The 13,802-nt window shown below is 58.5% G+C and carries 13 protein-coding genes, 4 tRNA genes and 1 riboswitch; of the genes, 11 read left to right on the top strand and 6 right to left on the bottom strand.

Features of this window, described 5'->3' with window-relative positions:
* The first annotated feature begins 58 nt into the window (after nucleotides 1-58).
* Together RG836_RS18565 and astE are read left to right on the top strand one after the other, a co-directional pair.
* A complete protein-coding gene (locus tag RG836_RS18565) occupies nucleotides 59-346 on the top strand; it encodes a topoisomerase II (protein WP_310848238.1) in 288 nt (95 codons plus the stop codon).
* A gap of 12 nt (nucleotides 347-358) precedes the next feature.
* Nucleotides 359-1,369 carry a succinylglutamate desuccinylase gene (astE, locus tag RG836_RS18560; RefSeq protein ID WP_310848236.1) on the top strand — a complete coding sequence of 337 codons (1,011 nt, stop codon included), beginning with the start codon at nucleotides 359-361 and terminating at the stop codon, nucleotides 1,367-1,369.
* Between the two features lie 50 nt (nucleotides 1,370-1,419).
* Here astE and RG836_RS18555 read toward each other — a convergent pair whose 3' ends face one another.
* Entirely contained in the window at nucleotides 1,420-1,929 is a 510-nt protein-coding gene (locus RG836_RS18555) for a 6,7-dimethyl-8-ribityllumazine synthase (protein ID WP_310848234.1), read from the bottom strand.
* Between the two features lie 100 nt (nucleotides 1,930-2,029).
* A riboswitch (FMN riboswitch) is annotated at nucleotides 2,030-2,201 on the bottom strand.
* A gap of 197 nt (nucleotides 2,202-2,398) precedes the next feature.
* Here RG836_RS18555 and ltaE point away from each other — a divergent pair.
* From ltaE to RG836_RS18520, 7 genes are all read left to right on the top strand, one after another.
* A complete protein-coding gene (ltaE, locus tag RG836_RS18550; protein WP_310848232.1) occupies nucleotides 2,399-3,403 on the top strand; it encodes a low-specificity L-threonine aldolase in 1,005 nt (334 codons plus the stop codon).
* Between the two features lie 146 nt (nucleotides 3,404-3,549).
* Nucleotides 3,550-6,168 carry an alanine--tRNA ligase gene (gene alaS / locus RG836_RS18545; RefSeq protein WP_310848231.1) on the top strand — a complete coding sequence of 873 codons (2,619 nt, stop codon included), beginning with the start codon at nucleotides 3,550-3,552 and terminating at the stop codon, nucleotides 6,166-6,168.
* An 86-nt stretch (nucleotides 6,169-6,254) separates the two neighbouring features.
* The gene (locus RG836_RS18540; protein WP_310848229.1) at nucleotides 6,255-7,496 is read left to right on the top strand and encodes an aspartate kinase; all 1,242 of its coding nucleotides are present in this window, start codon (nucleotides 6,255-6,257) and stop codon (nucleotides 7,494-7,496) included.
* A gap of 189 nt (nucleotides 7,497-7,685) precedes the next feature.
* Complete coding sequence (gene csrA, locus RG836_RS18535; RefSeq protein WP_002554426.1) at nucleotides 7,686-7,874, top strand: carbon storage regulator CsrA; 189 nt, start codon at nucleotides 7,686-7,688, stop codon at nucleotides 7,872-7,874.
* Nucleotides 7,875-7,936: 62 nt separating this feature from the next.
* Nucleotides 7,937-8,027 (top strand) — tRNA-Ser (locus RG836_RS18530).
* Between the two features lie 108 nt (nucleotides 8,028-8,135).
* A tRNA-Arg gene (locus RG836_RS18525) sits at nucleotides 8,136-8,212 on the top strand.
* 72 nt (nucleotides 8,213-8,284) lie between these two features.
* Nucleotides 8,285-8,361, top strand: a tRNA-Arg gene (locus RG836_RS18520).
* 19 nt (nucleotides 8,362-8,380) lie between these two features.
* Here RG836_RS18520 and RG836_RS18515 read toward each other — a convergent pair.
* Nucleotides 8,381-8,905 carry a DUF4124 domain-containing protein gene (locus RG836_RS18515; protein WP_310848227.1) on the bottom strand — a complete coding sequence of 175 codons (525 nt, stop codon included), beginning with the start codon at nucleotides 8,903-8,905 and terminating at the stop codon, nucleotides 8,381-8,383.
* 306 nt (nucleotides 8,906-9,211) lie between these two features.
* Between RG836_RS18515 and mgtE the strand changes: the two genes are divergently transcribed.
* Complete coding sequence (mgtE, locus tag RG836_RS18510) at nucleotides 9,212-10,654, top strand: magnesium transporter (protein WP_310848225.1); 1,443 nt, start codon at nucleotides 9,212-9,214, stop codon at nucleotides 10,652-10,654.
* 119 nt (nucleotides 10,655-10,773) lie between these two features.
* Here mgtE and RG836_RS18505 read toward each other — a convergent pair whose 3' ends face one another.
* The 3 genes from RG836_RS18505 to RG836_RS18495 all read right to left on the bottom strand — a co-directional run bounded on the left by RG836_RS18505 (nucleotide 10,774) and on the right by RG836_RS18495 (nucleotide 11,959).
* Nucleotides 10,774-11,100 (bottom strand): Arc family DNA-binding protein, encoded by a 327-nt coding sequence (locus tag RG836_RS18505; protein WP_028620557.1) that lies wholly within the window; start codon nucleotides 11,098-11,100, stop codon nucleotides 10,774-10,776.
* Between the two features lie 435 nt (nucleotides 11,101-11,535).
* Nucleotides 11,536-11,715 (bottom strand): PA3371 family protein, encoded by a 180-nt coding sequence (locus RG836_RS18500; protein WP_310848223.1) that lies wholly within the window; start codon nucleotides 11,713-11,715, stop codon nucleotides 11,536-11,538.
* A 22-nt stretch (nucleotides 11,716-11,737) separates the two neighbouring features.
* Nucleotides 11,738-11,959: a hypothetical protein gene (locus tag RG836_RS18495; protein WP_310848221.1), complete on the bottom strand. Its 222-nt coding sequence runs from the start codon at nucleotides 11,957-11,959 to the stop codon at nucleotides 11,738-11,740.
* A 293-nt stretch (nucleotides 11,960-12,252) separates the two neighbouring features.
* On the opposite strand from RG836_RS18495, the gene RG836_RS18490 reads away from it, so the two are divergent.
* Nucleotides 12,253-12,329, top strand: a tRNA-Arg gene (locus RG836_RS18490).
* A 12-nt stretch (nucleotides 12,330-12,341) separates the two neighbouring features.
* Here the strand turns inward: RG836_RS18490 and RG836_RS18485 are convergent.
* Entirely contained in the window at nucleotides 12,342-13,769 is a 1,428-nt protein-coding gene (locus tag RG836_RS18485; protein WP_310848219.1) for an aldehyde dehydrogenase family protein, read from the bottom strand.
* Between the last annotated feature and the right edge of the window lie 33 nt (nucleotides 13,770-13,802).

Here is a 13,802-nt window from a genome sequence, read left to right as displayed (position 1 = left end):
GCTCGACCCATCGAGTGGCCGACGCGCGGTGTTATCCCCACCCGAAGAGCGTAAAGACATGAGCGATACCCTGCAGCTGATCCTTGAAGACACCGACGGCACGCAACTGGAAACGTCCTGCACCCGCGTTGCGGTCATTTGGCAAGGCAAAGAGCTGTGGATCCAGCACGACGGCCGAGGCCAGTTGCTGATCGGCGTCGACGTCGAAGAAGGTGACGCCGAGTACGCCAACCTGTTGTTGCGTCCGCTGGCGACTAATCTGGTGAGTCTGCAACTGGAAATGGAACCGGCGGACGTCGGCGACGAAGACCATGTCCACGGTCCGGATTGCAACCACGATCACTAAGGAATCGGCTCTATGCTCGCCCTCGGCAAACTGCTTGAACTGACCCTCGCCGGCCGCGAACCGGCGGAGAAGACTCAACTGACTGTCGAAGGCGTGCGCATGCGCTGGCTGAGTGAAGGCGCGCTGGAAGTGCGGCCGCCGCAAGCCCGTGATAACGGCCTGGACCTGCTGCTGTCCGCCGGTATCCATGGCAACGAAACAGCACCGATCGAGTTGCTCGACCGCTTGCTGCATGGCATCGCCCGGGGCGACATCAAGCCCCGCGCCCGTATTCTGTTTCTGTTCGGCAACCCCGAGGCCATGCGTCGCGGCGAGCGTTTCGTCGAGCAGGACGTCAATCGGCTGTTCAACGGCCGTCATGAACAAAGCAGCGGTTCTGAAGCGTTGCGCGCCTGTGAGCTTGAGCGCCTCGCCGCAAGTTTCTTCAGCCTGCCGGATCGCGGTCGCTTGCACTACGACCTGCACACCGCCATTCGTGGTTCCAAGATCGAGCAGTTCGCGCTGTACCCCTGGAAAGAAGGGCGCCAACATTCCCGCCAGGAATTGGCCCGTTTGCGCGCCGCTGGCATGGAAGCGGTGCTGCTGCAGAACAAGCCGTCGATCGTTTTCAGTTCTTATACTTACGACAAGCTCGGGGCCGAGGCTTTCACGCTTGAACTGGGCAAGGCGCGCCCGTTCGGGCAGAACCAGGGAGTCAACGTGTCACCGTTGGAAACCCGACTGCGACAGATCATCGAAGGCAACGAGCCGCCGCTGGCCGACAGCGGTCTCGACGGTATGCAGCTGTTCAGTGTCGCGCGGGAAATCATCAAGCACAGCGACAGCTTCCGCTTGAACCTGCCCGCGGATGTCGAAAACTTTTCGCAGTTGGATGTGGGTTACGTGTTGGCCGAAGATATTGCCCAGACACGCTGGATCATCGAGGAGGAGGGTGCGCGCATCATCTTTCCCAATCCCAAGGTCAAGAATGGCTTGCGCGCCGGCATATTGATCGTGCCGACGACTGACGCAAACCTGGCCTGAGCGCAACGCAAAAACAAAGTGGGAGCGAGCAGGCTCGCTCCCACAGGGGCTTAAACCGCTACCGCGCGCTGCTCCGGACGGCTCAGTGCGCGCACTTTGCGCAGGGTGTCAGCGCAGGTTTTCGCCGCTTCCTGGCCTTTGTGCACAAAGTGATCGAAGAAGAATTTCTGATGTTCTTCGCCAGCGTGGAAGTGGTGCGGGGTGAGCACCACGGAGAACACCGGCACTTCGGTTTCCAGTTGAACCTGCATCAGAGCGCTGATGACCGATTGCGCGACGAACTCGTGACGGTAGATCCCGCCATCCACCACCAGCCCGGCGGCGACGATGCCGGCGTAGCGGCCGGTCTTGGCCAGCAGTTTGGCGTGCAGCGGGATTTCGAAGGCGCCGCCGAGTTCGAAGAAGTCGATGTCGGACTCTTGATAGCCCTGGGCGAGCATTTCGGCGACGAAGCCTTTACGGCTTTGGTCGACGATTTCTTTGTGCCAGCAGGCCTGGATGAACGCTACGCGCTCGCCCGAATGATGTTTGCTTTTGCTGTCGATTGCGGTGGGTTGCATGTTCTGACTCCTGTTTGTGTGAAAAACAGGGCGTTATGAATCGAATGGGATTCAAGGGTACGCACGCTCGCAAGGAGACAAGGCGGCCCTTTGGTGTCAATCCCGTTCTCTCTTCATCCGGACTATGACCGTCGGCCCCGGGATCACACCGGGTCTGCTGACCTTGCCAACCTGCACCGCCGAAGCCGTGTCTGCCGCCAAGCGCTCGCGGGCTATGCGCGTTGCGCGCAATTACCGCCGGTGGGGAGTTGCACCCCGCCCTAAGAACGTTGCGCCGCCCGATTGTCGGGCGGCGGAGACTTTTTACCATATATTTCCGGGATGCGCATGGCGACGTATCGATGATTGTCATCGATTATTTTTGTTGGCTTATCTGGCGTTTTACACGATCGAGGCTTGATTATTGACGGCTCCGACCACAGTAAATCTCCCTGAAAGGGTTTTCCCCCTGCACACCGAGGCTAGATTCATGAGCGTTATCGATCTTCGCAGCGACACGGTCACCCAACCAACCCCTGGCATGCTTGACGCCATGGCGACCGCCGCCACCGGTGACGATGTGTACGGTGAAGATCCGACGGTCAACCGGCTCGAAGCCGAACTGGCCCAGCGGCTGGGGTTCGCCGCCGCGCTGTTCGTGCCGACCGGCACCATGAGCAACCTGCTCGGGCTGATGGCGCATTGCGAGCGCGGTGACGAGTATGTCGTTGGGCAACAGGCGCATACCTACAAGTACGAAGGAGGTGGCGCGGCGGTCCTGGGGTCGATCCAGCCACAACCTTTAGAAGTGCAGGCAGACGGCTCCCTCGATCTGGATCAGGTAGCCGCCGCGATCAAGCCCGACGACTTCCATTTCGCCAGGACCCGTTTGCTGGCGTTGGAAAACACTATGCAGGGCAAGGTGTTGCCGTTGGAATATCTGGCCCGAGCGCGTCAGTTTACCCAGCAACACGGCTTGGCCCTGCATCTGGACGGTGCGCGGTTATACAACGCAGCCGTCAAGTTGAGCGTGGATGCGCGCCAGATTACCCAGTATTTCGATTCGGTCTCAGTGTGCCTGTCCAAGGGGCTTGGCGCGCCCATTGGCTCGGTGTTGTGCGGCTCGGTGGAATTGATCGCCAAGGCGCGGCGGCTGCGGAAAATGGTCGGCGGCGGCATGCGCCAGGCCGGGATACTCGCGGCAGCGGGGCTGTACGCCCTGGACCACAACGTTCAGCGCCTGGCCGACGACCACGCCAACGCACAGCGTCTGGCCGAGGGGCTGCGTGAAGCCGGTTATACGGTCGAGCCGGTGCAGACCAACATGGTTTACGTCAACATTGGTGAGCGCGCCGAAGCACTCAAAGCGTTCGCCGCCGAGCACGGGATCAAGCTCAGTGCCGCCAGGCGACTGCGGATGGTCACGCACCTGGACGTGAACGCGACGCAAATCGAGCAGGTGATCGCGGCGTTCGTCGAGTTTTCACGCCACTGACGGCGTTAGCCGTCCAATTGAAGCTTTCAATCGTATAAACACGCTGTACCCCGCGCGCAGGGCCGATATAATGCGGCCCTTTGCCGTTGCTTCGTCTGTTGACGTTTCGCACAGGCCTTTGGCCGCAGCCTCCGTGGAAGAACCTAATGAAAAGCGCAGAAATCCGTGAAGCCTTCCTTCGCTTCTTCGAAGAGCAAGGCCACACCCGTGTAGCCTCCAGCTCTTTGATTCCGGGCAACGACCCCACCCTGCTGTTCACTAACGCGGGGATGAACCAGTTCAAGGACTGCTTCCTGGGCCAGGAAAAACGTGCGTATACCCGCGCGACCAGCAGCCAGAAGTGCGTGCGCGCCGGCGGCAAGAACAGTGACCTGGAAAACGTCGGTTATACCGCTCGTCACCACACTTTCTTCGAAATGCTCGGCAATTTCAGCTTTGGCGACTATTTCAAGCACGACGCGATCACCTATGCCTGGACCTTTCTCACCGGCGTGTTGAAGCTGCCGAAAGAAAAGCTCTGGGTCACGGTCTACGCCTCCGACGACGAAGCCTACGACATCTGGACCAAACAGATCGGCGTACCGGCCGAGCGCATGATCCGCATCGGCGACAACAAAGGCGCGCCTTACGCGTCCGATAACTTCTGGACCATGGGCGACACCGGTCCGTGCGGACCCTGCACCGAGATTTTCTACGATCACGGCGACCACATCTGGGGCGGCCCACCGGGCTCGCCGGAAGAAGACGGCGACCGCTACATCGAGATCTGGAACAACGTGTTCATGCAGTTCAACCGCACCGCCGATGGCGTGTTGCATCCGCTGCCAGCACCGTCGGTCGATACCGGCATGGGCCTGGAGCGGATCAGTGCGGTGATGCAGCACGTCAATTCCAACTACGACATCGACCTGTTCAAAAACCTGCTGAAAGCATCGGCTGAAGCGATCGGCTGCGAAAATGGCGATCAGTCGTCGCTCAAAGTGGTGTCCGACCACATTCGTTCGTGCGGTTTCCTGATTGCCGACGGCGTGCTGCCGTCCAACGAAGGTCGCGGCTATGTGCTGCGCCGGATCATTCGCCGGGCTTGCCGTCACGGCAACAAACTGGGTGCCACCGGCAGTTTCTTCTACAAGATCGTCGCGGCGCTGGTCGCCGAGATGGGCGATGCCTTCCCGGAACTCAAGCAGCAACAGACCAACATCGAGCGCGTGCTGAAGGCCGAAGAAGAGCAGTTCTCCAAGACCCTGGAGCACGGCCTGAAAATCCTCGAGCAGGATCTGCTGGAACTCAAAGGCACCGTGGTGCCGGGTGACGTGGTGTTCAAACTCTACGATACCTACGGGTTCCCGATGGACCTGACCGCCGACATCGCCCGCGAGCGCAACTTGACTGTCGACGAGGAAGGCTTCGAACGCGAGATGGAAGCCCAGCGCGTGCGCGCACGTTCCGCCAGCTCGTTCGGCCTGGACTACAACACCCTGGTCAAGGTCGACGTGGCCACCGAGTTCACCGGTTACAAAGCCACCAGCGGCTCGGCGAAAATTGTCGCCATTTATAAGGATGGCCAGTCGGTCGACGTGCTGAGCGAAGGCCAGGAAGCAGTGATCGTCCTTAATGAGACGCCGTTCTACGCGGAATCCGGTGGCCAGATCGGCGACTGCGGGTTCTTCCAGGCGGGTGGTGCGCGCTTTGACGTGCGCGATACCACCAAAACCGGCGGCGCTTTCCTGCACCACGGCGTCCTGGCATCGGGCAGCCTGACCGTTGGCGCTCCGGTGGAGACTCACGTTGACGCCGAAGTGCGCGCCGCCACTGCGCTGAACCACTCGGCCACACACTTGCTGCACGCTGCGTTGCGTCAGGTGCTGGGCGAGCATGTTCAGCAGAAAGGCTCGCTGGTCGACAGTCAGCGCCTGCGCTTCGACTTCAGCCATTTCGAAGCGATCAAACCTGAGCAACTGAAAGCGCTGGAAGACATCGTCAACGCCGAGATTCGCAAGAATTCCGCCGTCGAGACCGAAGAAACCGACATCGAAACCGCCAAGAACAAAGGCGCGATGGCGCTGTTCGGCGAGAAGTACGGCGATAACGTCCGTGTGCTGAGCATGGGCGGCAGTTTCTCGGTGGAGCTGTGCGGCGGTATTCACGCCAACCGCACCGGCGACATCGGTTTGCTGAAAATCATCAGCGAAGGTGGCGTGGCTTCGGGCGTGCGTCGCATCGAAGCGGTCACTGGTGCTGCGGCGCTGGCGTACCTGAATGCTGCGGAAGAACAACTCAAGGAAGCGGCCAATCTGGTCAAGGGCAGCCGCGATAACCTGATCGATAAACTGTCGGCTGTGCTCGAGCGCAACCGTCTGCTGGAAAAACAACTGGAGCAACTGCAGGCCAAGGCTGCCAGTGCCGCGGGCGACGATCTGTCGGCCTCGGCGCTGGACATCAAAGGCGTGAAGGTGTTGGCCGTGCGTCTGGACGGCCAGGATGGCAAGGCGCTGTTGGCGCTTGTCGACCAGTTGAAGAACAAGCTCGGCCGCGCAGTGATCCTGCTCGGCAGTGTCCATGAAGAAAAGGTCGTGTTGGTTGCAGGCGTAACCAAGGACCTGACTGGCCAACTCAAAGCCGGTGATTTGATGAAGCAAGCCGCTGCGGCAGTGGGCGGGAAGGGCGGTGGTCGTCCGGACATGGCGCAGGGCGGTGGCGTAGACGCCGGCGCACTGGACGCGGCACTGGCCCTGACCGTTCCATTTGTAGAGCAGGGTTTATAAGGCTGCGTGCCGAGCCCGTTGTCGAGTGACGGGCTTCGCAGCTGTTTGATTATTGGGCGCCCTTCATGGGCAGAGGCGGCTTTGAAATGGCTTTGATCGTACAGAAATTTGGAGGCACCTCAGTCGGCACTGTCGAGAGAATCGAGCAGGTCGCCGACAAGGTTAAGAAATTCCGCGATGCCGGCGATGACCTGGTGGTTGTGCTGTCTGCAATGAGCGGCGAGACCAACCGTCTGATCGATCTGGCCAAGCAAATCAGCGGCGACGATCAGCCGGTCCCGCGTGAGCTGGACGTGATTGTTTCCACCGGCGAGCAGGTGACGATTGCCCTGTTGGCCATGGCACTGATCAAGCGCGGCGTGCCTGCGGTGTCGTACACCGGCAACCAGGTACGGATCCTGACGGACAGCGCGCACAATAAAGCGCGTATCTTGCAGATTGATGACCAGAAGATTCGCGGTGATTTGAAGTCCGGTCGTGTGGTGGTTGTCGCCGGTTTCCAGGGCGTTGACGAGCACGGCAACATCACCACTCTGGGGCGTGGCGGTTCCGATACCACTGGCGTGGCGCTGGCAGCGGCCTTGAAGGCTGACGAATGCCAGATCTACACCGACGTCGACGGGGTGTACACCACCGACCCGCGTGTGGTGTCTGTGGCCCAGCGCCTGGACAAGATCACCTTCGAAGAGATGCTGGAAATGGCCAGTCTCGGTTCCAAGGTGCTGCAGATCCGTGCGGTGGAATTCGCCGGCAAGTACAACGTTCCGCTGCGCGTACTGCACAGCTTCAAGGAGGGTCCGGGCACCCTCATTACTATTGATGAAGAGGAAACCATGGAACAGCCGATCATTTCCGGCATCGCTTTCAATCGCGATGAAGCCAAGCTGACCATCCGTGGCGTGCCAGACACCCCGGGCGTGGCCTTCAAGATCCTCGGCCCGATCAGTGCCGCGAACATCGAAGTCGACATGATCGTGCAGAACGTTGCGCACGATAACACCACCGACTTCACCTTCACCGTACACCGTAATGACTTCCAGGCCGCACAGACTGTGCTGGAAAACACCGCTCGCGAGATCGGTGCCCGTGAAGTGGTGGGCGACATCAAGATTGCCAAGGTGTCGATCGTCGGCGTCGGCATGCGCTCGCACGCAGGCGTGGCCAGCCGGATGTTCGAATCCCTGGCTAAGGAAAGCATCAATATCCAGATGATCTCGACCTCCGAAATCAAGGTGTCGGTCGTGATCGAAGAGAAGTACCTGGAGCTGGCCGTGCGTGCATTGCACACGGCTTTCGAACTCGACGCGCCGGCCCGCCAGGGCGAGTAATGCGTTGTCGCTGGGGCACGGCCTGATCTGGCCGTGCCTTCTTTCAAGAACGGCGCGATCCCAAAACTGTTCTTTTGCTCGCGCTGGTCAATACTAGGCGTTGTAGGGCTGCGATCGTTCCGGTTGTAGGTCACATGCCTTTTTTTTGCAGACTGTAGTCCCTGAACTGACTCGCGTGAGGAGATAGGTATGCTGATTTTGACTCGTCGGTGCGCAGAGAGCCTGATTATTGGTGACGGCGAAATCACGGTGACCGTGCTCGGCGTCAAAGGAAATCAAGTGCGTATCGGTGTCAACGCTCCCAAAGAGGTGGCGGTCCATCGTGAAGAAATTTACCTGCGTATAAAGAAAGAGAAGGACGAAGAACCAAGCCATTAATTTTTATCGTTTTTTGTGTTTGCAAACGGGGAAGAAGCTGGTTAATATACGCCCCGTGTTGCGGAGAGCTGGCCGAGTGGCCGAAGGCGCTCCCCTGCTAAGGGAGTACACCTCAAAAGGGTGTCGGGGGTTCGAATCCCCCGTTCTCCGCCATTATTTGTTTAGTACGTTGTCATCTGGCTTCTTCGGTAAGTTGTTGAAATTACTAGAAATAAGCGCTTTACAAAAAGATCCGACGGCCTATAATGCGCGGCAACAAATGCACTCGTAGCTCAGCTGGATAGAGTACTCGGCTACGAACCGAGCGGTCACAGGTTCGAATCCTGTCGAGTGCACCATTTAAGAGTTATTTGCAGTGATGTAAGTGACTTTGCTATAACCAGTTGTGATCTGGTCTAAAAACACAACTTGCACTCGTAGCTCAGCTGGATAGAGTACTCGGCTACGAACCGAGCGGTCACAGGTTCGAATCCTGTCGAGTGCACCAAATACCAAAAAGCCCGCATTTACTGCGGGCTTTTTGCCGTCTGCGGTTTGCCTTTTACACAACCTTTCTCATCGAACACCACCTGCGCACTGCGTCCTCGTTTGGCTGTGTAGCGATAGCTCGTGCTTGAATTGCGAATATTGATCTTGTCCGGCTTGCCGAGCGCGCTTTCAACATCCTGCACGGTCATACCGGCAATGATTCGTTTGTTGAGAATGGCATCTCGCCGTTGCCTGGCATCGATGGGCGGTTCGCAAGGCGCTTCTTGCCGGCCAACCACCACAAGTGGTCGAGGTGGCATTTTCATACCTGATGTGTCGGTGCTTTCCACGTCCATTACCGCAGCGGTGCTGCCCGGTAGATACGTGCGGACTTCAAGCTGCGTAAGCCGTTCACCAGCGGTGCAACTGAGCGTGGTGAAAGTGATGCGGCCTTCGCTGTCCTCGCAGCGGTGAACAGTGGTCGCGGTGCTGGCAAGAGGCAGGCAGAGTAGGGCGAGTAGCAGAAAACAGCGTGGACTCGATGACAATAGGGCGTCCTCCATGACGGTTATCGACAAGGGTAGTCGCTACATTTTGCGATGCCGGTGTGTTTTCTTTTCAGAATAAGTCGTCGCACTTCTATGGATCAGGAGCGCACTCAGGTTTGTCTCGCAAGCGCTTGTTCTAGCCATGATTTTTTAACGTTTAAAACCGTCAGGCGGTGTATCATTGCGCCCGTCAGCCCCGCCGGGGCTTTTGGAATACTTCCATGGACTTACCCAGTAGTTACTCAGTACCCCGTTTTTCCAATCATGAATTGACTGATTGATCCTTCCGGCGCGCCCCGCTGCTGGGAGTGGAGTTCGCCTATGACCGAAGTTGAAGTAAGAAAACCGCAAGACAGCCTGCAAGACCGCCTCGCTCAAGTCGTTGAGTTGCTGCAGCGCCAGCGTGTGGTCGAAGACCTGACTCATCGCCAGGAAGGTCCGCATAACGACCGGATCGAGAATCTGGTCCACCGGCAGAACCTCGTCGAGCTGCAGCGCAAGCTTGATGACCTGCACTCCGCCGACGTTGCCTACATTCTTGAAGCCTTGCCACTCGAAGATCGTCTGACGGTCTGGCAGTTGGTGAAGGCTGAGCGCGACGGCGACATCCTCCTCGAAGTGTCCGACTCGGTGCGGGAAACCCTGATCGCCGACATGGACGATCACGAACTCCTGGCGGCCGCCAAGGAGATGGACGCCGACGAACTTGCTGACCTGGCGCCCGAGCTGCCGCGAGACGTCGTTCACGAACTCATGGAGGCGCTCGATAGCCAACAGCGCGAGCGCGTGCGTTCGGCGCTGTCCTATGACGAAGAACAGGTCGGCGCACTGATGGACTTCGAGATGGTCACCATCCGCGAAGACGTCAGCCTCGAAGTGGTACTGCGCTACCTGCGTCGCCTCAAGGAGCTGCCGGGCCACACCGATAAATTGTTCGTGGTCGACTACGGCGGTGTGCTCAAGGGCGTGCTGCCGATCAAGCGACTGCTGGTCAATGATCCGGACAAACAGGTCGCGGACGTCATGGCCAATGATCCGGTGAGTTTCCATCCGGATGAAGATGCCTACGACGCAGCCCAGGCGTTCGAGCGTTATGACTTGATCTCGGCGCCGGTGGTCGACAAGAACGGCAAGCTGATTGGCCGTTTGACCATCGATGAAATGGTCGACCTGATCCGTGAAGAGAGCGAAAACGAAGTCCTCAACATGGCGGGTCTGCGCGAAGAAGAAGACATCTTCGCCTCGGTCTGGAAGTCCCTGCGTAACCGTTGGGCCTGGCTGGCGGTCAATCTGGTGACGGCGTTTGTCGCGTCCCGGGTGATCGGCCTGTTTGAAGGCTCGATCGAGAAGCTGGTGGCGCTGGCGGCACTGATGCCGATCGTGGCGGGTATCGGCGGCAACTCCGGCAACCAGACCATCACCATGATTGTGCGGGCGATGGCACTCGACCAGGTCAGCACCGGCAATACTTCGCGGCTGATGCGCAAAGAGTTGGCGGTGGGATTGATCAATGGACTGGTGTGGGGTGGCGTGATTGGTGTGGTGGCGTACCTGCTTTATGGCAGTTGGTCGCTGGGCGTGGTGATGACCGCCGCCATGACGCTGAACCTATTGCTGGCGGCGCTGATGGGGGTGTTGATCCCAATGACATTGGCGCGGCTGGGGCGTGATCCGGCAATGGGTGCCAGTGTGATGATCACGGCGATGACCGACAGTGGTGGCTTCTTCATCTTCTTGGGGCTGGCGACGATATTCTTGCTTTGAGACCGCTCCAAACAAAAACCCGCCAATTGGCGGGTTTTTTTGTGTCTGGGAATTTGCAGTAAGCAAACCATGGACGAAAAAAAGCCAGCGCTAGGCTGGCTTGAGTTGTTTGGGCTGAATCAGGAAGCGTCGGCTGCCAGTTCGGCGTCGTGAGCGATCAGCGAAACCAGTGCATTTTGCTGACGATGGGACAGTTGGCGGAAGCGTTGAAGCAATTCGCGTTCGTGCAAGGACAATTCAGGGCTGTCCAGGCGCATGCTCAGTTCTTCACCCAGTGCACCTTCCTGAATAAGGCTCTGCTCCAGGCGCGCGATGATTTCGGAGTTCATGCTGCGATGATGATTGCGAGCCACCTCGGCAATGCGTTCACGCATTCCGTCTGGCAGACGTACGACGAACTTGTCAGCCGTACGGCTGGAATAAATTGCCTGTTTCAATGGGCGCATATATTTAACCGGTTAGTTCAGGGAAGCGGTTCTCGGGATTAGCCGAACGATGTCTGGTAGGACAAGGTTTTCAGCCAAATGGTTCAACCTGAATTGTTAAGAGGCCCGCATCATGCCTCAAAGTAGCCAGATCATTGGCGTCAATTCTGTGACAAATATTGAACTGGATAAAGGCTTTATGCCAGCACCAATTATCAGAAATGCGGACTGGTTTGAAAAGTTTCCTGTGCCCGTATCACTGCCCGCGTCTGCAAACCTGACGGCACATGCGTGCGCATCCAAAGGTCGGCACACGGCGCAATGAATCTTGCGTCCCTACTGGTACAGGATAGTGGCAATTGGCCGATTTACTAGCGTAAAGGTGCCTGGAGAGGGGATTGCAGGATGGACGGCATATAACAATGCGCCTGAACGAGTGCAGGCGCGAAAGGAGATTCAGCGTAAAACAGGGTCAAACTTGATCCGGCGGCCGACGATCAGTGCGAACAAAAACATCACACTAAACACGCCGCTGGCGATCAGGGGCAAGGTAGCCGACGACCCGTGTGGCAGCGACCAATGGATCAGCCCGCTCACCAGTGCCAGGATCAAAAGCACTAAAGCTGATTTGGACATGTTTGCCTCCAACATTCGAAATTCAGAAAACTAACCGTTGAGATAACTCTGCAGTGGCCGGAGCGCTCTGGTCGTTGACAGTCAGCGCGTCGTCACTCATCACCGCCAGTTGTGCCAAGTGCTGCGGCGCAGTGTGCACAGGCGCCCCGTATACAACGTCGAGGGTTTCGGCATGCGGCATGAAATGAGTGCCCAAGAGCACCGTCAGGGCGGTGGCGTTGGCTAGCAGTAGGGCTCTGTTCATGACGCGACTCCTTTATTCTCTACAGAGGGATAAAGCAGTCGTCATGCCAACAAGTTATTTGTAAAAAAACCTATTAAAAACAATTAGTTATTGGTATTCCGAGGTGGCCTGTCATTGCATTGTGCAATGCCGCCAATTTCGCCGCGTTGCAAACTGCACGATGCTGTGGGGCCAGCACTCGCGAGGCAGTTTGTCTGCGGGGAAAAAGCCCTACGGACGACATGACAAAAGCGGACCCGACCGTTAACATGCACGCCGTCTCTCGCACCGCGTTTTCTTCGCGGTCGACCTGTGTCTCAGTAGCTCAATTGGATAGAGCATCCCCCTCCTAAGGGGAAGGTTGGCAGTTCGAACCTGCCCTGGGACACCACTTTCAAAGGCCTCACACGCATTCAGCCGAAGCCACCACCTTCGCCTCCAAAAACGCCTCCAAGCCCATCGCCCCAAACTCGCGTCCAATTCCCGATTGCTTCATTCCGCCAAACGGCGCGAGCAAGTCGGGAGCGATTCGATTAATCAGCACAGTGCCTGCCTGCAACCGCGCGGCAATCCGTAGGGCCCGCTGTGGTTGCGACGAAAACACATACGCCTGCAAGCCGTAGATCGAGTCATTGGCGATGTCGACGGCGTGGTCTTCGTCGTCGTAAGCGATAATCGAAAGCACCGGGCCAAAGATTTCCGCCTGGGCGATGTCCATGTCGTTGGTGACCTCGGCGAATACCGTGGGTTTGACGAAGAAGCCTTGCTCGAGGCCCAGCGGCCGGCCTTCGCCGCCAACGATCAAACGCGCACCTTGTTCTTGGCCGCGACGGATAAAACCCTGCACGCGCTCGTATTGCGCGCGGTTGACCAGGGGCCCGAGGTCGGTGGAAGGGGCATGCGGATCGCCGACGCGCAGGTTGCCGACGAAGGCTTGTACCCGTTCGATGACCTCGGTCAGTCGGCGGCGCGGCACCAGCAGTCGCGTACCCGCCACACAGGCCTGGCCGTTATTCATGAAAGCGGCGTTCACCGCCAAGGGAATGGCGTTGGTGAGGTCGGCATCTTCGAGGACCAGCGAAGCGGATTTGCCGGTCAATGCCAGACTGACCCTTTTCAGGGTGTCCAGGCCGGCGCGGGCAATGACTTTGCCGGTAGGGGTCGAGCCTGTGAAAGAGATTTTGCTGATCAACGCACTGCTGCTGATTTCGTCGCCGACGTCGTTGCCACGGCCGAGCAGGATGTTGAACACCCCGCCGGGCAAACCGGCGCGATGCAACGCGTCCGCCAGCACTTGGGTTTGGATAGGGCTCAATTCGCTGGGCTTGATCACCGACGCGCAGCCGGCGGCAATGGCCGAGGCCAGTTTGCTGCAGACAGTGCCGGCGGTGCTGTTCCAAGGGGCGATCAACCCGGCCACACCCACCGGTTCCATCATCACGCGGGTGGCGCCGATGTGCCGCGTGAGCGGGTAGTCGGCCAGTGTCTGCGCAGCGTTGGCAAAGCACTGCGAAGCGTATTGGCTGACCCACTGCGCGCGGGCCAGCGGTGCGCCGTATTCCTCGATGGCGCTGTCGCGAATCGGGTCGCTGCTCGCAAGCACTGCCGCTTGCAGGCTGCGGAGCATGTCGATCCGCTCGGCTTTACCGGTCTGGCCCAATGCCTGTTGCGCGCGATGTGCAGCGGCGATTGCGCGCTTGGCATCCTCACGGCTGCCCAGGATGGCAGTACCGATAACCTGTTCCGTTGCCGGATTGAGGCTCTGGACGACTTCTTTGCCACTGACCGGCACAAACGCGCCGTCGATGTATGCCTGATCAATCTTCCACATGGGTGTGTTCCTGATGGTTAGCGATGGGAAAGC

Source organism: Pseudomonas rhizozeae (assembly GCF_031583775.1).
GTDB lineage: Bacteria > Pseudomonadota > Gammaproteobacteria > Pseudomonadales > Pseudomonadaceae > Aquipseudomonas.
This window is presented reverse-complemented; position numbering and strand designations above follow the sequence as displayed.